The sequence below is a fragment of the Pseudovibrio japonicus genome (genome assembly GCF_014651595.1).
GTDB lineage: Bacteria > Pseudomonadota > Alphaproteobacteria > Rhizobiales > Stappiaceae > Pseudovibrio > Pseudovibrio japonicus.
Genome location: NZ_BMXE01000009.1, coordinates 19,417 through 44,109 on the forward strand (window position 1 = coordinate 19,417; position 24,693 = coordinate 44,109).

The window sequence follows — 24,693 nt, forward strand, 5'->3', positions numbered from 1 at the left end:
AGTCTTTCTTAAGTATCAGTTTCGATTCAATATCAATAAGACTTTATTGTTTGTAAGTATTATAAGGGTAGTGTGATCAAGACAAGCGGTTGGGTGGATTAGTCTTGACCTTCTAGTTGCTGGAAGGATTACAATACTTGGCTATGAGTTGCCTTGTGCCGGAAGAATAAGAAAAAGTAGTGCACTGGCAGAACCTTGAGCAGCACGAGCATTCTTGAATACTGCTTCTCCGTTTCAGGTTGCACCAGTGCCTGGTAGATCAGGACAAGACCGATGCGTAGCAAGTACGCGGTTGTAGCTGGGTTTGTGGTTGTTTCGAGTATCTCGGTTGGGCTTGGGCTCTTTCTTGGAAGGTCGATGGATTGGACATCTAGAGGGCCTGACAGCAACGAGCAGGAGATCCTGTACTGGGTCGCGCCGATGGATCCCAATTTCAGACGCGATGAGCCCGGCAAGTCTCCCATGGGAATGGATCTCATCCCGGTTTATGCGGAGGAGGACGCCAAGCCAAAGGCGAGTACGGTGGCGCTTTCTCCAAGCGTCATCAACAATATTGGCGTGCGCACGGCTGTTGCCAGTGTTGAACCGATCTCTCAGAAAATCGAAAGCGTTGGCTTTGTGGGCTACGATGAACATCGCTCCAGTCATGTTCACCTGCGCACGGAAGGCTGGATTCAAAAGCTCAATATTCGAGCGATCGGTGATCCGGTTAAGAAGGGCGATTTGCTTTTTACCGTATACGCGCCGGAAGTGATTGTTGCCAATGCGGACCTGATCAGAGCTGTACGCAGGAATGACAAAGCAGCGGAACAGAGTATCCGCATTCAGCTTCAGAACTACGGTATTGATAGTGCTCAGATCGACGAGATGGCACAAGCCAGCAAGCCTGGCGATGTCTTCAAAGTATTTGCCCCACAATCCGGCGTCGTGACCACACTGGAAGCTGCAGATGGCATGTATCTGCAGCCGGACTCAATGGCGCTTAGACTAGCTGATATGTCTTCTGTCTGGTTAATGGTTGATGTGTTTGAACAGGATATCGCACGCCTTAGCCCAAACAGCCAAGTACTTGCCAGCTTTGAACATTTGCCTGGCATGGTGCTGGAAGGGCGGATTGATTACATCTATCCGGAACTGGATGTGGTGACACGCACGCTGCCGGTGCGCCTGTATTTTGATAACTCTGAAGGCCTCTTGCGTCCCAATATGTTTGGCCGTGTAACCATCATCCCTGCTGAAACGCGCAGCGCTGTGACCATCCCGACCAGTGCGTTGATCCGGACAGGCATGTCTGAGCGGGTGATTTTGAAAGCAGGTGATGGCACCTTCGTGCCTCGTATTGTGACGCCTGGATTGACCGGCAGTTTCGGTGAAGGCAGTCGAACGGAGATCTTGCAGGGCCTTCAGGCCGGCGAGGAAGTTGTGACCTCTGCCCAGTTCCTGATCGACAGTGAGAGCTCACTTTCTGCTGGAATGGGACGGATGTCCCCTTCGCAAGGTGTTCCTATTTGGTCAAATGGGACGGTAACCAAAGTTGATCCTGAGACCAACTCCATCACCATTCGGCATACGGCAATAGATGAGCTTCATTGGCCAGAGATGGAGACCACATTCGCTGTTCGCGGCAATCTGACAGCTTATGAGCTGCGCCCGGATGAACACTTTGAGTTTGCGATTATGCGAGGATCTGACAAACGTTTCAGCCTTGTTGATCTGCGGCAAATGGGAAGTAAACATCACAAATCAGGACATCTGGCACCAGCGGGGGCCGCTGAGAGATGATCGCCTCAATCATTCGCGCCTCCATTAAGAACCGCGTGATCGTTCTGCTAGCTGCGTTGATGCTGGCACTCGGCGGCATCTGGGCGTTGAAGGAAACCCCTGTCGACGCAATTCCTGATCTTTCCGATGTTCAGGTGATCATCAAGACGTCTTACGACGGTCAGGCACCACAGGTCATAGAAGACCAGGTTACCTACCCGATCGCCACAGCCATGCTGTCTGTGCCAAATGTGACCGATGTGCGCGGATTCTCGTTCTATGGCGACTCCTACGTCTATGTGGTTTTCAAGGACAATACGGACCTTTACTGGGCAAGAAGCCGCGTGCTGGAGTATCTCGCGCAAGCGGGCGCACGTTTGCCTGACGGGGTGACACCAGAGCTTGGGCCGGATGCAACCGGCGTTGGCTGGATCTATCAGTATTCGTTGATTGACCGGACCGGCACCTATGACATGGCACAGTTGAGGTCCTTGCAGGATTGGTGGCTGAAGTTTGAGCTTCAAACCGTCAGCGGTGTATCTGAGGTGGCGACCATTGGTGGCATGGTCAAGCAGTATCAAGTTGTTGCTGACCCCAACAAACTACGTGCTTACGGCGTGGCACTGCCTGATCTGATGAGCATCATCGAAAATGCAAACCGCGAAACCAGTGGCAGTGTTATCGAGATGGCTGAAGCCGAGTACATGGTCCGCGCCACGGGCTATATCCAGTCCATCGACGACCTAAAGCACATTCCGATCAAAGTGAACGAACGCGGCGCTGCGCTCACACTGGAAGATGTCGCTGAGATCCGGCTTGGCCCGCAAATGCGTCGAGGGGTCGCTGATCTGAACGGTGAAGGCGATGCGGTTGGTGCAGTTGTGATTATGCGCTGGGGTGAAAACCCGCTGCGCACAATTGAAGGCGTCAAAGCCAAACTGAATGAGCTGAAGTCAAACCTGCCTGACGGTGTGGAGATCATAACCACTTATGATCGCTCTGGTGTCATCGAAAGGTCCATCGCAAATCTGATCACGAAGCTTACTGAGGAGTTTATCATGGTGGTTCTGGTGTGCGCGATCTTCCTGCTGCACCTCAGATCCTCATTGGTGATCCTAATCTCGTTGCCGCTCGGCATTTTAACAGCGCTTCTGGTCATGCGTCTGCAAGGGGTGAATGCAAATATCATGTCTCTTGGCGGGATCGCAATTGCAATCGGCGCTATGGTGGATGCGACCATCGTGATGATTGAGGCGATGCATCGCAGACTTGAAGCGGAACCAGACCCAGGTAAGAACCGCTGGAAAGTGGTTGCTGAGTCTTGCTCAGAGGTCGGGCCAGCACTGTTCTACTCTCTCGCGATTATCACCATCAGCTTTCTACCCGTATTTGTGTTGGAGGCGCAGGAAGGGCGTTTGTTCAAACCGCTCGCCTTCACCAAGACCTATGCAATGGCAGCGGCGACCATCTTGAGCATTACCCTGGTCCCCGTGCTCATGGGATATTTTGTGCGGGGACGGATTCATCCAGAGGCCAGGAACCTGGTCAACCGTTTTTGCATCACACTGTATCGCCCGGCGCTTTCGCTGGTTCTCGCTTGGCCAAAGACGACGATCGTCCTTGCTCTGGTTCTTGTGGCTTCCATCCTTGTGCCGGCGCATCGGGTCGGGACTGAGTTCATGCCGGAGTTGAAGGAAGGCGACTTCCTCTACATGCCATCACTTTATACCGGTGTCTCGATCGGGAAGGCACGGGAGGTACTTCAGCAAACTGACCGCATGATCATGCAGGTGCCGGAGGTTCAAACTGTGCACGGCAAGCTGGGACGTGCGGACACGGCAACGGACCCTGCGCCTTTGACCATGTTTGAAACCACCATCCAGCTGAAACCGCAGGACCAGTGGCGCGATGGCATGACGCTTGAGAAGATACGGGAGGAACTGGACAAGTCCGTACAGGTGCCTGGCCTGACCAATGTCTGGATCCAGCCGATCAAGAACCGTATCGACATGCTCGCGACTGGTATGAAAACCCCTGTGGGTGTGAAGGTCTCCGGGCCTGATCTGCAAGTTATTCAGGATATCTCGGTTGAGATCGAAGGTCTTGTCAAAGGCGTTGAAGGCACTTTGTCAGTCTACGCAGAGCGACCCGAAGGCGCGCGCTTTATCGAGATTGACATCAACCGAAACGCCGCCACTCGCTATATGATGAACATCAAGGATGTTCAGGACGTGGTGCAAACTGCTATCGGCGGCATGAACATTTCTGAGAGCGTGGAAGGTCTGGAGCGTTACCCTATTAACCTGCGCTACCCGCAGGATTGGCGTAGCACGCCGGAACAGCTGGAGAAGCTGCCTGTAGTTACTCCCTCTGGTGCTCACATTCCGCTCGGCGCTGTGTCTGACGTGAAAATCGTCGACGGTCCCGGCATGATCCGCTCCGAGAATGCACGGCCAACAGGCTTCGTATTCATTGACATTGAAGACCGGGATCTAGGTGGCTATGTGAGCGAGGCACAGCAATTAGTCGCCTCCAAAGTCAAGATTCCTGCTGGCTACTCGATCACTTGGTCAGGGCAGTACGAGTATATCGCGAGGGTTCAGGAGCGCTTGCTGCTTGTTGCCCCTGTTACCCTGCTGGTCATTACACTGATGCTGTTCCTTGCCTTCAACCGGATAGGTGAAGTGGCGATCATCCTGACATCCCTACCAATAGCCCTGACCGGCGGTATCTGGTTTGTCTACGTTTTGGGTTTCGACCTGTCTGTTGCGGTACTGGTTGGCTTTATTGCGCTTGCAGGTGTGGCTGTCGAAACGGCTATTGTAATGCTGCTTTATCTCAACCTCTCCTGGGACAAGCGTATCGAGACCGCTCGGTTATCGCATCAAGCTTTGACATCAAAAGATGTTCTGGACGCAGTTGTCGAAGGAGCCCTTCTGCGCCTGCGGCCAAAGATAATGACGGTTGCAGCTATCTTTGCCGGGTTGATCCCCATCATGCTTGGCAGTGCGACAGGTTCGGAGATCATGAAGCGCATCGCGGCCCCCATGGTGGGAGGTATGATCACCGCCACGCTGCTCACACTCTTCGTCATTCCCGCAATCTACGTACTTTGGAAGAAGGCCCGTTTGCGCGCATTGAACAAGAATATCGAGGAGACGCTTGTCTCTGACGAAGCGGCGAAAACAACAGGCAAGTGAACGTGGACTGGCTCAGGAAAAGTGGCAGGAACTCTGATGAAGCGAAGTGAGGAGTTCATGAGGCGACTAATTTATACAGAAGAGTAGAAATGGGAAAAGCGAGATCTAAGCAGCTGATTGCTCAGCTAAATTCAGTACTTGCCGTCGATCTTCTTAGTACGTGTCGTCTTTCTCTCTAATCTTTTCATTTCTTCAATATTGACGATGCTGGGATCAAAGTAGGATCACACTCGATCATAGGAGAAAATGTCGTCCTATGATCCATACTATTGTGATGAATTCTTTTGCTTGTCAGATTTACTGTACAGGACCTTCCATAGAGTATAGCAGTCATGGGGGAGAATTTATTAGGCAGTCCTAGTGTTTTGCTTGGACAAGCGTGACATGGGTGATTTTGAGGCATGATCCAATCATACACGATTGCTTTCTTGTCAAAGTAACCGAGATAGCTGCGTGCAAGCTCTAAGTATCCTAGTTCAATAAGTGGTAAGATTCGTACTTTGTTTTCTGAAGGGAACACAAATGTTCTATCGACGCTAAGATCTAAGTACCCCTTGAGTGCGATAGTTCTAGGCGGTGAGGTGGTGTGATTATTTGTCGTTTCATCAGTCATATACTCATTTCGCATTTGATAAATTAACGCTTGAGAGCAGGGACTAAGGCGTGCATGGACCCCGCACAGCGCTTCCGCGACTTCATCGATCTTGTTATAACGTTCATGGAGGTTAGGTTCGTTTGCGTTCTTGCCACTCGGAGGTGGCATGTTGAATGCGTATTCCTTTCCCGATAATATCGTTTCTAGGGCTTGTAGGGCTTCTTTTCTGTTGTTGCAAACTGCTTTCGCAATGGGCTGGTCATGTTCTGAACAATGATTGTCGGCATGCCACTTCGCTAGTAACCATCCACAACCAGCTTGTTTGATCTGCTTCTCAATGCACGCTCTACAGTAGGAAATCATCTGAGAAAGCTGGTATGGTTCGTAAACTTGTTTTCGCCTGTCAATTGGCTCAATCAAATTCTTAAGCCTAGTTACAAGTTCGTCTGGAAAATAATGTTCTTTATGAATGTTGCTTACAAATCCATTACAGCCAAGCAATGTCAGCATAAGCTTGTCGCCGTAGCTTGCAAGCTCGCTCACGCTGTGTGGGTGGGCAAATGGATTCTTTGACCAGCATCCATTCTTGCTGATGATATTTGAAAAATCTGAAATTCCTGCTTTTTTTTGAAGGCGGTATAGAAGTGAATGAACGAGTTCGACCAATGTTGCTTTGCGGTGACTAGTTGTTGCGTTTAAGGGTGATAGCAGCAGCTCAGGTAAGTATTATTGAAATAGGTAACAGGGTTGCTGATGTGCGCTTATCCTCTGAAGACACCGGGGATGCAACCAACCAGAAGTGTAAGTTTTAGTAAATTCAAAGCAAAATCCCATCTTGATTGAGGGTACATGCAAAAGTAAGTTTGTATCATCGATCGTTGGATGCATTGAGGGCAACAAGAATTTAAAGAAAAGCTCGCTATTCTTCTAGCTGCATTGCAGAAACTACTAGAGTAGACAAGGTGCAACTACCAAAAGTATTGCCTGATGAACTCCTCTTCAGTCGGGTAGTTCGGTGCTTCGAGATTAGTGGGCTAGTACGATCAGATTTTCTCGAGGAGGTGGCTGGCTCAAAGCGTGCTTCAATTCACCCATTGCTTCCAAACGGGATTGAGCGTTTCAGCCGATTTACCTCTGAAAGTTCAAGACAATTGCTGTGGGAGCAAACAATGGCTCCTCTCTTTTTAGCCTGCCTTGCCGATCGGGCCGAGGTAATCCAAGATGCAATGTTGGGGGAGAGAGCGGGAACGCCTGGAAGGAGTTGCCAGCTACCTTGCTTTAAGTACCATCCAAAGCTGGTGCTTAAATTCTGTCCTGAATGCACGAAAGAGGATATCAAAAGATTTGGCGTCTCATATTGGCACCGCGCCCATCAAGTTTTTGGTGTAAATGTGTGCTCAACTCACCATAAGGAACTGCTTGAAACCAAACTCCATGGTCGTTCACGATTGTTACGTGGATTGCTGCCGCCTACCAATTGCATTAGTGCTACTACAACGCTTGAGAACGCCCAGTTTGCAGAGTTTGCTTGCAGCAAGCTTATTAACTTCAGTTCAGGAAGAAAAAGCAACACAGCTGCATATCGCCGAATGCTTAAGCGTTTTGGATACCTGACAACATCGGGCCGGGTTCGCAGGCAATTGCTAAGCGCTGAGCTTTACGATCTGCTATCGACTCTGACTGCAGTTGATATCCAATTTAAGCCGACCAGTAGAAAAGACTTTAGGTACGTATCGGGATTACTTGACAAAAACAATGTCAAACACCCAGCGATACACTTGTTGTTTAGCTACTGGATTTCAAGAACGAGAAAAGCTCCCCTCCCACTCAAGAGACCAAAAATAAGGGAAAGCCGGCCTTGTTTAGGGAAAGAGAAAGACGCTGAATGTTTGGCATTGCTTGCGGAAGGCTTTTCGTTAACAGAGATTATGCTGAGAACTGGGAGGAGCCGTTGTTATCTCAAGAGGCTGGCTGCTCTTAATTGCATCGAAACAAAAAAACAGCCGACGAAGTTGACTTCTGACCGAAGCGTAATCCTTCTTCAGTTGGCCAGAAAAGGTTTTCATCGTCAAATAATAGCAGAGCGTTTGGGTATTTCCGTAGGAACCGTTGAGATGGCGATCTCGCAGGCGGAAGGGTTGGTTGGCCACCGCAAGCGATGCAAATATCAGAGTTATCGACGTCGTTATAAAGCGCAAATTTTACGCTATCGTCAGAGGAATCCTGGAGCGCTACGTAAACATATCAAGAAAGCATGTAGTGCAGCATTCTTCTGGCTTTACTTGAATGAGCGTTACTGGTTGGAGGAGGCTTTGCCTACGCCAACAAAAGCGCAGGCCAAACCCCGTGTTGACTGGGAGTTGCGGGACAAAGAGTTAGCCATGAAAGTTGGTGATGTTTTAAGCGGATGCGAGGGAAGGATTTCAAGGTCACGTCTTGATCGGTTGCTGGGCGGTCATGGGTGGCTGACCAAGTATCGGGCGCGTTTGCCACGGACCATGAACGTTTTCCGGGCTCATATTGGGTCGTGTAAAGGGCAATCGTGAGCCTACGTCCCGAGCTGCAGTAATGGGTCATCGCAAAGGATGTCTTTGTTTTTTAACTCATTAATAGGGTCTGCCTGTTCAGCTGCCTGTTGGATTGCATTAGGATCTTCAACCAGGCGCGTAAGGTCAATTTCGTCTTTAAGAAACTGCAACTGCTCCGCAAACTCAGGATGCTGAGCGCGCGTTAAGTCTCCCGGAATTTTATGAAAAGCTGGAGGGGGGGAGATGGTGCCTTGAGAAACAGCTGCTTCTTTGCGTGGTCGTTTTAAGATCGCAGTGTGCGAGTGGCGCATTTCGTTTAGCGTTCTGGCTGTTGCTTGGGAGGCCACCGCGGTAGCCTGATCCAATACTTGCTCGTTCAAGTGTTCCGCTCCAGAACCAATTACTATGCGTTGCGCCTCTCTAAAAATACGAACCGCCATATCGACATTCCCGGCAGATAGATGATGTAGGTGATCACTTATCGCTTTTGAACTCGGTGTTACCTGGGCTGTCCATTGTAACTTCCAAAGTTCTTCAAAAAAGATCTCCCATAGCTCATCATTCTGCAGCAGTTCCATTCGAAGATAAAACTCAGATTCAGCCCGGCGAGCTGTTTTAAAATCCTTGCTCAACAGCTCATCGAAAGGAGGGTTACCGCAAAACAACAATGGGATCCCCAAGTTGTTCACCAGATTATGTAGGAACTTAAGAAGGCTGTCGCTCCCTTTCGTTTTTCGCGCTGTCAGGTGCTGCATTTCATCGATCACCAACAGGCCAAGGAAACTGGATTTAACCCTAGCCTCAATTTGTAACAGCAGATCGGGTATTGTATGCCCCAGTTTGGTTTCGCTGAAGCCTTGCAATTCATCCAGTTGGCGCAGGATATTATTACATAGTTGCCTCACACTTGAGTCATGTGGGCAATCGACCTTCGCCCAAACAACCTGTCTTAAGTGGAGCGGCTCTGTGTAATAGTCCGAATGATCGATAATCTGCGGAAACGGTGCCAGAACCTGTTCCAGCATCGTTGTTTTGCCCGCGCCACTTTCACCAATAACGGTAATTACACAGCCTTTGGGCCTAAAGTAGCCGGTGATAGGTTCAATCTTGGTAGGTGTATCGAGGGGGTAATGAAGATAGTTCTGTGTGGTCGGCGAGAGAGGGTTTTTTGCAGAGTAGCCTTTGCGAATGGTCCTATCAACGGCACGGTAAAGGTGAAGGTACTCAGGGAGAGGTTGAATGAAATGATCTAAGCGGGAAAGGTAGTCAAGTCTGTCAAAGGGATCCAACATGCGCTCTGCGGTGGTTGGAGTTGGGTAATTTTCAAGGATTTCAATTAATTGCTCGTCAGAGCAGCGGCGTGGCAAGGCTTCAATAAGCGGGTTACCTTGATAGTCTGGGAAAGCTGTTTCTATATACTGAGCCTTAACAGGAGCCATTGCGGTTTTTCTTTCTTTTAAGCAATGAAATTGTACTTTTCAGGTTGTGTGGGTCGGAAGCATGCATGCTTTCGTTCGGAGCTCGGGTCGCTTCTGGCTGATTTGGCTTTCTACGTTCAAACTCTAGTGCTTGTTGCCGGGTCTCCCGCATCCCTTTCGTTTTGTCTGCCTTGCGTGTCCCAACTGACGCTTCTTTTGTTGCAGCTTGAGCCTTGGTTTGTGTTTGTTTGCGCAGCCTTAGGCTCTCAATTTTTTTCGATGAGACCGTCCCAAAGCGTTTGTTGGCTTTTTGATAGTCCAAAAAGAATGAGATGTCCGCACTGTGCATATTTGCAAAGATTGCTGATTTGGACGACAGGGTGCATAAAAGAAATGGCCCATTGGGCTGCAACCTGACATACAAAAGAGAAGCATTTTCAGGATCTTGGCGGCCTTCAAGTTTAATCCGTCCTTGCGTACGGGCTTTTGCTTTCAAAGCATCAAAATCGGGATGGTCGTAGGTATAGTATATACTGTCATGAAGCCGAATTCCTCGCCCGGTCATGGATACTTCTACTGGGTGCAAGAGCTCAGCAGTCAGCCTGTCAGGATCGGTGACCATAAAAGCCGTGCGGTTGGTCTGTCGGTGGATGTTCCAGTAGTTAAGTGGGGTCGGTGCTAAACCATTCTGGATGAGCAACGGGCTTTGGGAAGCAAGTGCCTCGCAAACACTTTGATTTTGCTGCAGAACTTCATCTATTAGGAGTGCGGTAAACTCGTGAATGGTTAGCTGGGACTGAAGGCGAGCGTCTGGTTCCCCCCGCGTACGTGCACGGCCTTTGGTGGATCCGGGGAGCTCGTGCAGCAACTCGGAGTTAAACTTCCCAAAGCAGCGCTCAACAATCGCTTTCATGTCTGGTCGATAAGGCGGAGTAATGCTTAACTGGGTCACAGGTACCAGAAGTTGTTCTGGTACTAGTCCCGCTAGCTCACCCCGATCGCACAAAAGGCTCTCAGGCAGATGATGGCAGGGCCAAGCTTCCTCTGTAATTGTGATACCATACCGCAAACAATAAGGAGGCTTCGGCGAAAATGCGTTCAACAATGCTTGTTTTGCGGCTCGCCAGGAGGCGTGTTCTAAGGAAACGTGGATGCCAACAATCATTCGGCTTGCGACATCGACAACTGAATAAATAGTGGGACGACCCAAAACCTTACTACGGTCAAAGTGGGCGACGAGATGTACATCAGCGACCGTCGCGTCGATCTCGAAACAGCTACCCGGCACCTTCGCGTGATCAGTTGCTGCCCCGTGGAGCCCACGTTTATTGCGAAGGTAGTCGCCAGTATTTGTTCGTCCACGAATGAGTTTATCTTCGTCGATTAGGACTTTGACCCAATAACAAAATTGCCGGTAATTGGGAACATTAGGAAAGCGCTCTTCTTGTTCTGCCGCCAAGACTTCCTTGGAGTAGTAGTGGGCAATCGTTTTCTCCCATGCGCTCTTGTAGGAGCGATGCTCACCAATAAGTAGGAACTTTTTTGCCCCTTTCAAAATTAGTTTCTTATCGTGAGGTGTGATGTTGATCCCCGGATTCATATTGATCAGACCGGTGCGGGAGGTAACAGGTTTGCCGCGCTTTTTCTCTCCTGATTGTCTTTGTTTGCCTGGTGCTCCTTGTTTCGCAAATCTAGGAAGCAGGGCGTTAGCGGTCTGCCCATAGCGCCAATAAGTGTTTAAGAGGCGATAGAGGGTTCGAACGTCGATCCCGATCTCCTTGGCTCTGTCACTAACGTGTGTCGAGCGTAGCGACAAAGCGAAGTCTTGCAAGAAACTTCTGTTCTTTATCAGGGGCTGAATGTGGAGCAGACGTTCGTCGCGCATTTGCCGACGGTGTTGCGGAAGGCTTTCTTCATCGACAAGTAGATACGGAGGTGTTTCAAAGGCTTCAGCCTGAATTGCGTTACTATCGACAGCGGCTGTAAAGTCGCTGAGCAAGGCACCGATCGGGCGGTGAAGTTTGGTGCTGCTCTCGTGCTCCAATTTGAAAAGAACGACTAAATCGGTTTCTGGTTGGATTGCCAAGACCCGATAGTGTCCGGCTTCGATACCGTCCAGATCGTAAATCTTCCAAGTACTGTTGGTCTCAATCTGCAATCTGCTAGGTCCCAACGCCCAGTGTTTGTGTTGCTAGTATTTCGAACGCATCGGCTTCCTGCCAATCTTGTCTACTATCCAGATGGACCCTCTTTGAACCAATTAGCGCACGCATTACGTTGATTGCATCGTCCAGTTGAACATCAAGGTGGTCGACAAACCTTGAGCACAGGTTAGTACGCAGCTGCGGGCCTAATTCCACGAGCTGTACAGCTCTATCTAGAAATTCATTGTCATAGTGTCCGTGCCGCAGCGGCCACGTTGCCCATTTGATGTTTGCGGCTTGCATTTTAAGTCGTTTGGTCAGCACAAAAATGCGAAACCGAACGCCGAGTAACTCCCAGAAGACGCGCTCGATATCGATTTTTTCTGCTGTTCGTTGATTAGTAAGTTCTTCGGCCGGTTTGACGCAAACCGCTTCATAGCTGAGTTGGCCATCCCTTTGGCAAGTTAGTAAAAAATCAGTTGTCATAACGTTCGGGTGCTTAGTCGAGACAACCAGTGGATGTTTGAGATCAAGACAACTTGCAATCCGAAGTGTCTGGTCTAGGGGAAGAAGCGGAAATTGCTCACGAATATCAATAACGCGCTCATTGTGCTCGCAGAGATAGAAAACGCACTTTCATTGTTTGAAAGCAAATGATGTTCGCGTTGTGTTTTCATTCCCCAAATCTTGGAACATGTTCCATGAGAGGGAATGTCCTGCACTCGTATCCAGGGCTTGTAAGAAGCTCCTTCTCCGAGACCATATTTGTTGCGAAGTGAACGCTGAAAATCTTTGATTTCATTCAGCTTTCGTCCTCTTGCCATGTTGTTTCTCTTTGTTCGGCTAAAGGGTGGAAAGATTTTAGTGTGCAGGAATTATTATTCCGTTAGGCGCTTGTGTGCAAAAATTATTAGCTATGTGCAGAAATTATTATACCTACACAAACTCTCATACAAACTGCCCCGCCGCATGACCGGACGCCCACGCCCATTGGAAGTTGAATCCTCCCAGATGCCCGGTAACATCGACGACTTCGCCGATGAAGAAGAGGCCGGGAACCTTGCTTGCTTCCATGGTTTTGGAGGAAATGGCCTTCGTGTTCACGCCGCCTAAGGTGACTTCAGCGGTACGGTAGCCTTCTGTTCCAACCGGCTTGATGGTCCAGTCATTTATCGCAAGCGCCGCCTTGCGCAGCACCTTGTCGGAGGTATCCGCTAACCGTCCGCCCAACTTGTGCTCCTCGGCAATATGAGCGGCCAGCTTTTTGGGCAGTAATCCTGCAAGGGTGGTCTTGATGTCCTGCTTGGGCTGGTTCTGCTTGGCGGACTTCAGGGCGTCAAACGCATCCGTGTCGGGCAATAGGTTGACGCGAATATCTTTGCCTTCTTCCCAATAGGAAGAGATCTGCAGGATGGATGGCCCGGAAAGGCCGCGGTGGGTGAAAAGCAAGCCTTCGCGGAAGCTGGTCTTCTTGAAAGACACCACAGCATCTACTGAGACACCCGCCAGATGTTTGGTCCGCTCGCGCATGGCATCATCAAAGACAAACGGCACCAGTGCGGCGCGAGGTGACACGATCGGTAGATCAAACCGCTTGGCAACCTCATAGCCAAACCCTGACGCCCCCATCTTCGGAATGGACGGTCCGCCACACGCCACGACGACGGACTGAGCACGTATGGTATCGCGCGATGTGCCGATGGTGAAGCGGTCATCCGGCTTGGTCAGTGAAGTAATGCTGGTTTGCAGCTCAATGCGCACGCCAGCTTGCTGGCAAAGCCCAAGCAGCATGTCGATGATCTGCTGTGCGCTGTCATCGCAAAACAGCTGGCCCAGTGTCTTTTCGTGCCAGCTGATGCCGTGCTTGTCGACCAGTGCGATAAAGTCATGCTGGGTAAAGCGCTTCAGGGCAGAAACTGCAAAACGTGGGTTCTGGGAAAGGTAATTTGCAGGGGAGGCGTGCAGATTGGTGAAGTTGCAGCGCCCACCACCGGAGATGCGGATTTTGTCTGCCGCCCGTTTGGCATGGTCAATCACCAGCACAGAGCGTCCGCGTTTTCCAGCCTCAATGGCACACATTAGGCCGGCAGCACCTGCACCTATTATAAGAACATCAATGTTTTGCATGGCGCTCTTATATGAGCTTTCAAGCTAAGGTCAACTCATCTGCAATGAACACCGAGAGTAACTGTCATTGAACAAAACCGGGAAACTCTGAATTCTGAGCATGATGCAACGCCCTAAAGGACGATGTTTCCTAATGGAGTACCTGTGGATTGCGAGTGGTGATATATTGATCGAATAAAAGATATATATAAAATGTATCTTTATAAGGTAACGGCAGTGAATTACCGTTTCGACCCAAACCAGCTCGGTACCGGTGCAAGATGTGATCCGCTGTCTAAAGATAAAAAACGACCATCACCTCCTGCAAAAGGCCCCTCTGGTTATGAAACCATCCCTCTTAACTCGTTTATCACTGTCATTTTTCCTTTCAATCGCGGCGTTTTCCCCACTAGCCGCAGACGAAGGAAAGGCTCCGCCTCCACAACATCTTAAACCAGCAACAAAAGAGTTGATCGAGCAATTAAAGACAGGCGGGCATGTGCTTATCGTGCGCCATGAACGCACGAATGCATTTATTCCTGACACCAAAGAGGTGGACCTGAATAACTGTGCAACACAGCGTAATCTTTCGATTGCCGGGCATGCAAATGCAGTAGAAAATTATCGTGCACTTAGTTTCCTGCAGATTCCGATTGGGCAGGTTTACGCAAGTCCCACCTGTCGCACATTGGAAACAGCCAGACTCATGTTTGGAAGTGTCGAAGCACACAACGCACTTTATCGGTATGGCCAAGATTCAGAGCAACTTAGTGCTGACTTAAAAGAACTGATCCGCTCGAATACGAAGAACGCAGAAAATGCAGTACTGGTCACACACTTGGGAACGTACGCACCCGTATTTGGTGGGCACCTTGCGGAAGGCGACGCTGCTGTGTTCTCATTGGTAAATGATCGACCTCAACTGCAGGGCGTTATTCCAGCAAATGGGTGGAATGATGCGATCATTGATGCAGTGCTAGCCGCTCAATAGCCTAGCGATCAATCTCACAGCGAAGTATCTGAGCAGGTTCGTCGTTGGTACCGGGAAAACGGAGGGCCTCCGCCCTCCGCATATCATGTCCGCACGGCTTAAGATCTAAGCAGCCACAACATCCTTCAGGAAGCTGGAGATGGTCTGGCGCAGCTCTGTGGCCTGTTTGGACACCAAGGAAGAAGCCTCAAGCACGTTATTGGCAGAACTGTTGGTCTCTTCCACAGAGCTGGTCACAACGGTCATACTGTCCGCCACATCCTGCGTGCCCTGAGCAGCCTGCTGAATATTCTGGCTGATGGAAGAGGTCGCAGCGTTCTGCTGGGCAATCGCAGTGGCAATGGAGCTGGTGTACTCATTCACCTGCTGCATGGTGTCGGCAATCTGCTCAATGGCTGTCACAGCTTCCTTGGTGGAACCCTGAATACCTGAGATCTGCGAGGAAATCTCCTCCGTCGCCTTGGAGGTCTGGGTAGCCAGCTCCTTCACTTCAGAAGCCACGACTGCAAAGCCCTTGCCCATCTCACCGGCACGGGCCGCTTCAATGGTTGCGTTCAGCGCCAGAAGGTTGGTTTGCTCGGCAATGTCGCGAATAAGGTTGACCACTTCGCCAATCTTCTGCGCAGCATCATCCAGATCTGTCACATGATCGTTGGTTGCCGTGGCAACAACGGTTGCATCATCAACGGTCTGCTTAGTCTGGGAGATCTGGCGGCCAATTTCTTCGATAGAGGCGGAAAGCTCCTCCGCAGCAGAAGCCACAGTCTGCACGTTGTGTGAAGCCTGTTCAGAAGAACCTGCAGCATGACTGGCACGATCAGAGGTGGTTGTTGCAATGTGGGTGAGCGAGTCAGCAGTCTGCTGCATCTTGCCGGTGTTGTCATCGACGCGATCAAGCACGCTGGAGACCTGATCATTAAAGGCGCTGATCAGTTGATCTACACGCAACTGGCGCTCGCGTTCCTGCTCATGCTCCTGCTCGGAAAGGCTTTGCAGGCGCTTCTGTTCAGCAACCGTATCGCGGAAGGACATCACCGCAGTGGCCACCTGACCCACCTCATCAACGCCAATAGCGCGAGAGAAAGTCACCGAGGTGTCGCCATTGGCCAGTTTACGGGCATCGGAAAGTAGCGCTGCCACAGGAACGGACACACTGCGGATAATGCCGTATGCCGTGCTTATACCCAGCAAAGTAACCGCACCGGCAATGATCAGCGCCAGCACGAAGGCCCACTGAGCATCGGCTGTCAACTTCTTTGCATGCATCACCAGCTCACCGGCAAGGTAGTCCTCAAACTCCTTCAGCGCGTCAATGCGTTTGGTCGCCATATCAAACCACTCGGGACCGGAGATGGAGGAGATGTCTCCACCAAAGGCAGCCGCATACCCCAACTCGCGGGCGCCTTCCACTTGAGCCATGATCGCGCGGCTGAAGATCTTGTCCAGAAACTCTGCCTGAGGCTTGGTCATCAAAGAACGGGCCGTCTCAAAATGTGTATCCTGACTGGCACCAAGGCGAACGAACTGGTGATAGATCGAGGCGTTGAATGCTTGCGCACTAAAGCCGTTTGCGCCAATAGCCCGCTCAATGCCAGCGTTCTCTTTCCCAAGCAGCATCTCTTCGTACATGCTCAGCTTGCGAACAAGACTTGGATCGCGGCTCACTGCAATGGTGCTCGGCAGAAACTTGAAGGCCTCATTAATGGTGCCGCTGTAATAAGCCACAGTCTCGTCAACGGTCGCCTTCAGACTTTTCACATCGCTACGGATACGGTCGATGTTTGCAAGGCGCCTGTTCACCATGTCCACCTGCGCAGCAAGTCCGGTATCAATGGATTTCAGATCAATCTCGGTCAGCGCATTTTTATAGATGCGGATTTTGCTGTCGGTCAGCTTGTGCTGATCAGCAAGGCTTTCAACAAATGCCTTGCCCTGCGCACCAAGGTATCCTGCAGAACGACCACGCTCTTTCTGCAGCTCATGAACAACAGCACTTAAGACGGGAACAAACTCAGCAACTTGCCCAATGGAGGAAGCCTCCACCTTCTTGGTGTAGGTGGCGGTTATTTGTGAGCCAGCGAAGTAAAGCATGGGGACAAACGCAAGCAGAAAGATCGCAATGATGCGGTACTTTAGAAGAATACGGCGCATGGAATTACCTGAAGGGGAATGTGAGTTTTAAATTTGAACCGGCACAAACCGTCCGTTTTGATTGTCTTGGGTTACAATCACTAATTGAGTTAGTAATTCTTTATAGAGCGTTTATTTAAAAGTGAGATTTGCTTTATTAGCATAATTATTTGTAACTAAGTAAAGTTACTAAGTATGGTGATTAGATAAAGTAAATTTGCTGGTCACCAATGCCTAATTTCCAAATTATACTATATTTTTCAGGGTCTAATGGAAATTCGCGTCTTTTGGTTGTGCGTTCTGGCGGCGTCTTACAAAGGGTTGAGGAGAGCGGGGAGACAAATTCCCCGCTCATTGTTTTTTGCGTTGTCCTTATGCAGACCACACCTGCGCACGGTCCTGATAAAGCTGACCTTCCATGCGTGAGCCGTACAGGGAACAAGCTTTGACATATGCCATGTAGGAACTATGGATCTTCTCACACATCGCATCACCGTTCGGATAGTCCGCGATTACTTCGCGGGCTGCTCCGCCGATTGCGTCAATTACTTCTGGTGGGAAGGAGGAAAGAACCGCACCGCGCTCCACTAGTGTGGAAAGGGCAATGGTGTTGTGGTAGCGGAACTCGGCAGTTGTCTCTTCAGCCTGAGCGGTTGCCGCCTGCGCAAATACCTCTTTCAGCCAAGGGCTAAGGTTCTCATAGGTGTTCTGGTTCACGATCATTTCCAGACCCGGACCTGGCTCGTGGAACGCTGGCATGTGGTAGTAAGGTGCAATCTTGTAAAGGCCCAGAGCAAGGTCGTTCCATGGGCCAACAAACTCAGCCGCATCAACCACACCGGATTGCAGGGCAGAGTAGATCTCTGGTGGAGGCGTCACAACGGTGGTTGCACCCACCTTGCGCAGAATATCCCCGCCAAGGCCTGCGATACGCATCTTCAGGCCCACCAGATCATCCAGCGACTGGATTGGCTTCTTGAACCAGCCACCCGCTTGAGCACCGGAGCTGCCCACATAAAACGGCTTCACACTATGCGGTGCATATGCTTCGTCCCAGAACTCCTGACCGCCGCCATGACGCAGCCAGCCAGAAAGCTCTACTGCATCAAGCCCGAATGGCAGGGCGGTAAAGTACATGGTCGAACGGATTTTGCCAACCTGATAGTAAGGCGCGTTGTGGCCGATATCAGCCGTTCCGGAAGAAACTGCGGAAAATGTCTCAAATGGAGGAACCAGCTCGCCGCCGCCGTAATACTTGATCGAGATCTTGCCATCAGACAGCGCCTCGATGCGCTTACCCAGCCGCTCAGCAGAGGTACCCACGCCCGGGAAGCCTTTTGGGAAGGCTCCAACCAGCTTCAGGTTCAAGGTGGCATTTGCGATCGCAGGGGCAGCAAGGACAGAGGCCCCACCTGCTGTACCCGTTACCATCGCGGTTTTCAGAAAGTCACGGCGTTTCATCTGCCCGTCTCCGCTTACGAAAATTACATAGGTATTACTTCTAGCAGAGGAGGGGCAGGTCTGCGACATATTTCAGCAGCAAAACTGGGAAGAACTGAGGTCCATATGCACCTTATTTGAGGATTTCGGACATCCTGTCCAGTTGCTCGTCTACATCTAGCAGCTGCTCATCCAGCACCTGAAAAATGCCGTTGCAGTGAATGCCCTCTACCGCCAGATAGACGAGGGTTGCGAGCTCCGGATCTTCAGATTCCTTTTGGAGGCGCTCGTACACTTCCTTGTGGAAGGCACGTACCGGGTCGAGCAGGCTGTGGTCGTCTGCAATTGCAGCAAGCATACCGGACCCTGTTTTGCCCTCTTCCTGCATTCTTTTGCAGTGGCCCTTCAAGAAAGCACGCATCAATTTATGGCGATACGGATCATCGGCAAGCTTTCGCTCTTCTTCTGCAATGTGGGCACGGGTTTCGTCCACGTGGTATTGCACCATGGCGCGAATGAGTGCTTGCTTACTAGGAAAATTGTAGAGCAGTCCGCCTTTGGAAACGCCCGCATGCTTGGCCACTGCGTCCAGTGAAAACTGGCCGCCAGCTTGTGCCTGCACAAGATCAATTGCTGCCTCAAGAATGCGATGCTGTGTTCTGCTGGCTTTGGTTGTGCCCTTCACAATGAGTCCTTTGCCACGTCTGCGATAGCCGCAGAGAATAGAGTTCTGTCCAAACCATAGGTCTGCGACACCTGTCACTATAGGCTATCGGCTACAACTTTGCGAGGCCAACGAGCCCGTGTAACCATGAAATTTATGGTGTTAAAACAACGATGTCCATGGCTCAAACCAAAATAACGTTTTTTTGCGGTCAGTTTACGGGCCAGTCACATAGGTGACAGCGCATCTGTAGGAATAGGCAATCCTTGAAGAGGCGCGAAGAGATGGCTGTATAGGAACAAACCACTTTGCTGCCGCCTGTGGACCAGGCATATCCTCAAAGCGGAGCGCATAATCGGCCTCTGGCAACGCAGTTTTTGTGCGCAGGAGAGCCACCGCTTCGGAAAAATAAAAGGCCTGACGGTGCCCGGCAAATGCCGGCACTCATCAGGCCAATTATAAGTTGTGCCAGAACTGCTTCAGCCTATGCAGAAGCAATCCTCAAAATCTCGCAAATTAAGCAAGCTCAATCTGAGAAGCCTGCAAACCGCGGCCCCGACGATCTTCTTCAGCAACAAAAGTAATAGCAGCGCCTTCAGCAGGAACTGCAATGCCAGAGCGTTCGAAAGCCGTGATGTGAACAAAGATGTCTTTGGAACCGTCAGCTGGAGTAACGAAGCCGTAGCCTTTGTCGTGGTTGAAGAATTTGAGGGTACCGTCTTGTCGCATGGAAACGTCCTTTAAGCCAAAATAGTCAACTCGCCTGGTTAGAGCGAGCCAGTCTTGACGAGCAATGTAATCAAAGGCCGTAAAGGACATTGTTCCGATGCGTACACCGCAACACTGCCAACCGTGTCTCTAATAACAGCCCGCAGTCAAAAGATCTGAGCTCCCGTTTCTATCTGGAAAACTCAGTCCTAATGGTTCATATAGCGAGGCGGGGTATATGTCGCCCCTCTAATACTACGGGATAAGCAAATCTCTTAGCTCGCTCGTCCCTACCGATGTAGTTGCTCCTTAATAAATCCACAAGGTACATTTTCAAAAAAAGAGATGATTTGAGGCATTATGTTCCCCTCAGTCGGCCGGTGATGCCCTTAGGGAACCAATAAATACTGCAAATAAACAAAATCCCCAGCCAAAGCAGCCAGCGTTCCGGTGAAACCACCTCGGAAATTATAGGCAGATTACCCAGTGATTCTTGAAGGAAACCCAAGAGATTTTGCAGGTACGACTGGGTGAGCAAGAACAACACAGCTCCGATCACAGCGCCGTACATGCTGCCCATTCCGCCAATCACAACCATCAACAAAATGTCGACCATAATATCCATGGAGAGCGTCGTGGCCGGCCCCGTATAGCGCAGCCATATTGCCATCAGCGATCCGGCTAGCGCAGCCATCACAGCCGACAAAATGGTCGCCACACTGCGATACCGAACCACCTTGTAGCCAATAGCTTCCGCACGGAATGCATTTTCCCGGATCGCCTGTAGAACACGGCCAAATGGTGAGTTCACCATGCGCAGCAGAATGAGGAACAGACAAAGGCTACTGAAGAACACCGCATAGTAGGTGATCAGCTTGCCATTGATCCGAACCCCCAGCACTTTTTCGTTGACCAGCTTGAACGCAGGTGTCATCTCGCGCGGAATGCGATAGGTCAGCCCGTCCTCGCCGCCGGTAAAGCCAGAAAGCTGCGAGATCAACACCAGAAAGGCACTCGCCACTGCCAGCGTCATCATGGCAAAGAAGATCGCCTTCACACGCAGAGAAAACAGCGCAATCACAAAGGCAAAAGCACCAGCCACCAGCGCACCGCACACAGTCCCAAGCGCAATCGCACTATAAGAGGGACCCATGTTCACCAGAGCCAGTGCTGTCCCGTAAGCTCCAATGCCAAAGAACATGGTATGGGCAAACGAAACCACACCGGTATACCCCAGCAGCAAATCATAACTCGCCACCAGCACAATGAAGATGCAGATGCGCGCAGCAGTATCTAACGGGCGCGTACCGGGAAACAGGAAAGGTGCAAACAGCAAACCAAATAGAATGAGCAGCAACACAGCACTCAACATTTTACTGCGCGGGGTGTCACCGGAAAGGAGCTTCACAATCATCCTACCAACTCCTCAATGCGCTTTGACAACGGGGTAAAGCCCCTGAGGCCGCCACATAAGAACAGCGCCCATTAGAAGGATCGTCGAAACCAACGCCAGTTTGGGGATCAGAAAGCCGGTGTAGTTCGTCAGCAGTCCCACCAGCATAGCCCCGATAAAGCACCCCTCAATGGACCCAAGCCCACCGATGATCACCACGATAAACACTGAGATCATCACCTCCGCGCCCATATGCGCGGTGATGGTTTCCTGATAGAGCCCCCACATCACGCCGCCGAGCCCCGCCAATGCGCAACCTGCCATGAAAACCGCCAGAAACAGTTTCTGGATCGGATACCCCAGCGCCTCGACCATCTCACCATTTTGAACACCGGCTCGCACCAGTAGCCCGATGCGGGTCCGGTTGAGCACCAGCCGCATGGCCACAAACAAGGCCAGCCCGATCACAATGGCAAGCACACGGTACTTTTCAATGGCCGCACCCAACACAACAAACGAACCCTGAAACGCAGCGGGCCGCGCCAGCACAATCTCGTCCGGCCCCCAGATCACATAGATCAGCTGCTGGGTCACAACCAACCCGCCCATGGTCACGAGGATCTGCTTTAGGTGCTGTCCGTATACCGGCTTCACAATCAACCGCTCAAAGCCATAACCCGCAAGTCCCGTCACCAGCATGGCAAAGACAACCGCCAGCAACACTGCACCCAGATTCATCGCAATGCTGGGGCTCGCGATCCAGCCGCCCAGCAGGCCCAAAATGGTGAAGCCTGCAAAGGCTCCAAGCGAGATAAACGCACCATGGCCAAAGTTGATCACATCCATCAGCCCAAAGATTACCGTAAGGCCGGAGGCCATGATGAAAATCATCATACCCATCGCCAAGCCCGCAGCCGTCAGCGTTAGCCATGTGGAACCAGACCCGATTGCGAACAGGCCAATCAGCATCAACACCGGCACCAGAAACAACGGCGCCTTCGCCTCTATGACCTGTGATAGAGGAGGGCGCTCGATGCGTGGTTTAATCAGACTGTCGCTCATTGGTGCGCCTCCAGTGAAAGTCCCATCAATCGCTCCTGCAAGTCAGCATCGGCAGCCAGCTCCGCCATCTTGCCGGAATAAACAATCCGCCCGTCATCCATAACCGCCACCGTATCGCCCACCGCCCGCGCCATGGAAAAGTTCTGTTCCACCAGCAGGATCGTCGTCTGCATCTCTTTCAGCTCCTTCAGGGCAGCAATCACGGAGTTGATGATGGCAGGCGCCAGCCCCTTGGTGGGTTCGTCGATCAGCAGCAATTTACGGGGTTCAATAATCGCCCGAGCCACCGCCAACATCTGCTTCTGCCCGCCTGAAAGGTTGCCCGCAGCACTCTGCCAGAAGGTTTGAAGGGGAGGGAACAGGCCAAAGAGCCACTCAAGCCGTTCCTCATCAATGGCACCACTACGCGCTGCTAGCAGCATGTTCTCGTGCACCGTCAGATCGGTGAAGATGCCCATGTCCTCTGGCACAAAGGCAATCTCACGCTGGGCAATCGCAGGCGTGGCCTCTTTCTGGATTTCCGCCCCATCAAACAGGATCGCCCCTTGCGAGGCTTGCCACAGACCTATGATGGTCCGCAGTGTCGTCGTCTTGCCAGCACCATTGCGGCCAAGCAGCACCGTTACTCCGCCGCGTGGAACCTCCAGATCAACACCCTGCAAAATGTGATAGGGCCCTATATGCGTGTGCACGCCGTCAAGCGTGAGAAGAGCATCAGACATGAGCACCCTCCGGTTCTGCTTCGGGTGCAACGCCCAGATAAGCCTGCTGCACCACAGGGGAGGCGATCACCTCCGCAGGCTCCCCATCCGCCACCAGCTCCCCGTTGTGCAGAACAATGATGCGGTCTGCCAGCGAGCGGATCACATCCATCTTGTGCTCCACCAGTAAGATTGTGCGGTCCTTGTCCTGTTTTAGCTCGGCGATCAGATCCAGCACGATTGGCACCTCATCAACGCTCATGCCCGCTGTTGGTTCGTCAAACATGAGCACTTGCGGACCAATGGCAATCATCAGCGCCACCTCCAGCTTGCGCTGGTCCCCGTGAGACAGCTCGCTGGTGATCTGGTTCGCCTTATCCAGCAGATGCACCTCTGCCAAAATATGCTCGGCCCGCTGGATCAACTCCACATGACTGTCCGCCATGGAAAACAGGTCCATCCCCATGCGCTGATGCGCCTGAACCGCCAGCCGTGCATTTTCGCGAACAGATAGACCGGGAAACAGATTGGTCAGCTGAAACGCCCGCCCGATCCCCCGCAAGGTACGCTCTGCCACCGACAGGCGGGTGATGTCCTCGCCGTTAAACCAGACTTGACCGGAGCTGGCAGAAAGCTGGCCGGAAATCAGGTTGAAGTACGTTGTCTTGCCAGCGCCGTTCGGCCCCACAATGGCTGTCAGCGTCCCACGAAGAAAATCGCAGGACACAGCATCCACGGCCACATGACCACCAAAGCGGATGGTCAGATCCCGCGTGCTCAAAACTGGCGCTTCAAGTGTCTGTTGCATACTCAAAGACCTGCTTCTTAAGAGGCTTCACTTTGCGGGCGTAGCTCCGGATTTTTCCGGGCTCTCCAGCGCAGCCAGCCGATAAAGAGAAACGCACAGGCATACATGGTGATGCCGTAAACGCCGGAGGCCAGACTATAGGGCGGCAAGGCTTCGCTGCTCATGGCAATCAGAGCACCTACCGTGATCCCCAGCGTGGCATTCTGCACGCCCACCTCCATGGCAATGGCAACGCTATCAGGATGGGAAAGCTTCATCATCTTCGCCCCGCCATACCCAATCGTCAGCATCACCACATTCAGCAAAACAAGCACTGGCCCCAGCTCCAGAATATTCTCCATCAGCACCGACCAGTTGGTCACAAGCGCCCCGAGCACGATCACCACAAACAGCACAGAGGCGACGATCTCCACCACCTTGGAGATCGTCGAGGCGAAAGTGGGAGCCAGATGATTGACAGCCAAACCCGTGGCAACCGGCACAGCCGTGATCAGTGCCATGGAAATTCCAATGGAGGTCACATCGATCTTGGGCATCGCCGCACCGAGGAAATGGCTCGCCGCCGCTGCCGCAAATACCGGCACCGTCAAAACGCACAGCACACTGGTTATCGCCGTTATGGAAACAGCTAGTGCAACCGACCCACCACCAAACCGCGTCAGCATGTTGGAGGTCACCCCGCCCGGAGCAAAGGCGAGCAACATCACGCCAAACGCCATGGCCGGCTCCAGCTCCACCACCTGTAAGATGAGAAAGGCAGACGCTGGCAGCAGCACCAACTGCCCGAGCATACCAATGCTAAACGCTCGCGGTATCTGCACCACGCGTTTAAAGTCCTGCAATGTCAGAGTGATCCCGAGGGAGAACATGATGAACGCCAGCGAAAGCGGCAAAAACAGTTTGATGATAATATCCATGGCCTGTACTTCGCTCTTCGGCGCTCTGACAGACCGGCGAGGTTGCTAAACTGCTGCCGCGGATGAGGTCGGCGATTGTGCAGAAAAACCCCACAGGTTCAGAGCGTTATATTTTGAGATTTGAGAG

General features: G+C 51.6%; 19 protein-coding genes. 4 read left to right on the forward strand and 15 right to left on the reverse strand.

Annotated features, from left to right (window positions below):
* Window positions 1-273 precede the first annotated feature (273 nt).
* Together IE076_RS19675 and IE076_RS19680 are read left to right on the forward strand one after the other, a co-directional pair.
* Window positions 274-1,782: an efflux RND transporter periplasmic adaptor subunit gene (locus IE076_RS19675; RefSeq protein ID WP_189438507.1), complete on the forward strand. Its 1,509-nt coding sequence runs from the start codon at window positions 274-276 to the stop codon at window positions 1,780-1,782.
* A complete protein-coding gene (locus IE076_RS19680; protein WP_189438508.1) occupies window positions 1,779-4,961 on the forward strand; it encodes an efflux RND transporter permease subunit in 3,183 nt (1,060 codons plus the stop codon). Before IE076_RS19675 ends, IE076_RS19680 begins: the two co-directional genes overlap by 4 nt.
* Before the next feature lie 184 nt (window positions 4,962-5,145).
* Here the strand turns inward: IE076_RS19680 and IE076_RS19685 are convergent, their stop codons facing one another.
* Window positions 5,146-6,222: a hypothetical protein gene (locus tag IE076_RS19685; RefSeq protein WP_189438509.1), complete on the reverse strand. Its 1,077-nt coding sequence runs from the start codon at window positions 6,220-6,222 to the stop codon at window positions 5,146-5,148.
* Between the two features lie 296 nt (window positions 6,223-6,518).
* On the opposite strand from IE076_RS19685, the gene IE076_RS19690 reads away from it, so the two are divergent.
* The gene (locus IE076_RS19690; protein WP_189438510.1) at window positions 6,519-8,102 is read left to right on the forward strand and encodes a TnsD family Tn7-like transposition protein; all 1,584 of its coding nucleotides are present in this window, start codon (window positions 6,519-6,521) and stop codon (window positions 8,100-8,102) included.
* A 2-nt stretch (window positions 8,103-8,104) separates the two neighbouring features.
* Here IE076_RS19690 and IE076_RS19695 read toward each other — a convergent pair whose 3' ends face one another.
* The 5 genes from IE076_RS19695 to IE076_RS19715 form a co-directional block, all read right to left on the reverse strand.
* The gene (locus tag IE076_RS19695) at window positions 8,105-9,523 is read right to left on the reverse strand and encodes an AAA family ATPase (protein ID WP_189438511.1); all 1,419 of its coding nucleotides are present in this window, start codon (window positions 9,521-9,523) and stop codon (window positions 8,105-8,107) included.
* Window positions 9,510-11,660 carry a TnsB C-terminal domain-containing protein gene (locus IE076_RS19700; protein WP_189438512.1) on the reverse strand — a complete coding sequence of 717 codons (2,151 nt, stop codon included), beginning with the start codon at window positions 11,658-11,660 and terminating at the stop codon, window positions 9,510-9,512. Before IE076_RS19700 ends, IE076_RS19695 begins: the two co-directional genes overlap by 14 nt.
* 4 nt (window positions 11,661-11,664) lie before the next feature.
* On the reverse strand, window positions 11,665-12,243 hold the full coding sequence (locus tag IE076_RS19705; RefSeq protein WP_189438629.1) for a TnsA endonuclease N-terminal domain-containing protein: 579 nt from the start codon (window positions 12,241-12,243) through the stop codon (window positions 11,665-11,667).
* A complete protein-coding gene (locus IE076_RS19710) occupies window positions 12,207-12,470 on the reverse strand; it encodes a transposase (protein ID WP_189438513.1) in 264 nt (87 codons plus the stop codon). Before IE076_RS19710 ends, IE076_RS19705 begins: the two co-directional genes overlap by 37 nt.
* A gap of 124 nt (window positions 12,471-12,594) precedes the next feature.
* Window positions 12,595-13,773: a BaiN/RdsA family NAD(P)/FAD-dependent oxidoreductase gene (locus tag IE076_RS19715; RefSeq protein WP_189438514.1), complete on the reverse strand. Its 1,179-nt coding sequence runs from the start codon at window positions 13,771-13,773 to the stop codon at window positions 12,595-12,597.
* 322 nt (window positions 13,774-14,095) lie between these two features.
* Between IE076_RS19715 and IE076_RS19720 the strand changes: the two genes are divergently transcribed.
* Entirely contained in the window at window positions 14,096-14,743 is a 648-nt protein-coding gene (locus IE076_RS19720) for a histidine phosphatase family protein (protein WP_189438515.1), read from the forward strand.
* Between the two features lie 105 nt (window positions 14,744-14,848).
* On the opposite strand, the gene IE076_RS19725 is transcribed toward IE076_RS19720, so the two are convergent.
* The 9 genes from IE076_RS19725 to IE076_RS19765 all read right to left on the reverse strand — a co-directional run bounded on the left by IE076_RS19725 (window position 14,849) and on the right by IE076_RS19765 (window position 24,566).
* On the reverse strand, window positions 14,849-16,894 hold the full coding sequence (locus tag IE076_RS19725) for a methyl-accepting chemotaxis protein (protein WP_189438516.1): 2,046 nt from the start codon (window positions 16,892-16,894) through the stop codon (window positions 14,849-14,851).
* 351 nt (window positions 16,895-17,245) lie between these two features.
* Complete coding sequence (locus tag IE076_RS19730) at window positions 17,246-18,334, reverse strand: TRAP transporter substrate-binding protein (RefSeq protein WP_189438517.1); 1,089 nt, start codon at window positions 18,332-18,334, stop codon at window positions 17,246-17,248.
* Window positions 18,335-18,446: 112 nt separating this feature from the next.
* Window positions 18,447-19,076 carry a TetR/AcrR family transcriptional regulator gene (locus IE076_RS19735; protein WP_209009309.1) on the reverse strand — a complete coding sequence of 210 codons (630 nt, stop codon included), beginning with the start codon at window positions 19,074-19,076 and terminating at the stop codon, window positions 18,447-18,449.
* Between the two features lie 417 nt (window positions 19,077-19,493).
* Window positions 19,494-19,706, reverse strand: coding sequence for a cold-shock protein (locus tag IE076_RS19740; protein ID WP_057461006.1), 213 nt, complete (start codon window positions 19,704-19,706; stop codon window positions 19,494-19,496).
* A gap of 337 nt (window positions 19,707-20,043) precedes the next feature.
* Complete coding sequence (locus tag IE076_RS19745) at window positions 20,044-21,099, reverse strand: branched-chain amino acid ABC transporter permease (protein WP_189438519.1); 1,056 nt, start codon at window positions 21,097-21,099, stop codon at window positions 20,044-20,046.
* 12 nt (window positions 21,100-21,111) lie between these two features.
* Entirely contained in the window at window positions 21,112-22,140 is a 1,029-nt protein-coding gene (locus tag IE076_RS19750; RefSeq protein ID WP_189438520.1) for a branched-chain amino acid ABC transporter permease, read from the reverse strand.
* On the reverse strand, window positions 22,137-22,862 hold the full coding sequence (locus tag IE076_RS19755; RefSeq protein ID WP_189438521.1) for an ABC transporter ATP-binding protein: 726 nt from the start codon (window positions 22,860-22,862) through the stop codon (window positions 22,137-22,139). The genes IE076_RS19750 and IE076_RS19755 overlap by 4 nt, the downstream gene beginning before the upstream one ends.
* Window positions 22,855-23,649 (reverse strand): ABC transporter ATP-binding protein, encoded by a 795-nt coding sequence (locus IE076_RS19760; protein WP_189438522.1) that lies wholly within the window; start codon window positions 23,647-23,649, stop codon window positions 22,855-22,857. The genes IE076_RS19755 and IE076_RS19760 overlap by 8 nt, the downstream gene beginning before the upstream one ends.
* A gap of 17 nt (window positions 23,650-23,666) precedes the next feature.
* Window positions 23,667-24,566, reverse strand: coding sequence for a bile acid:sodium symporter family protein (locus IE076_RS19765; protein ID WP_189438523.1), 900 nt, complete (start codon window positions 24,564-24,566; stop codon window positions 23,667-23,669).
* Window positions 24,567-24,693 lie beyond the last annotated feature (127 nt).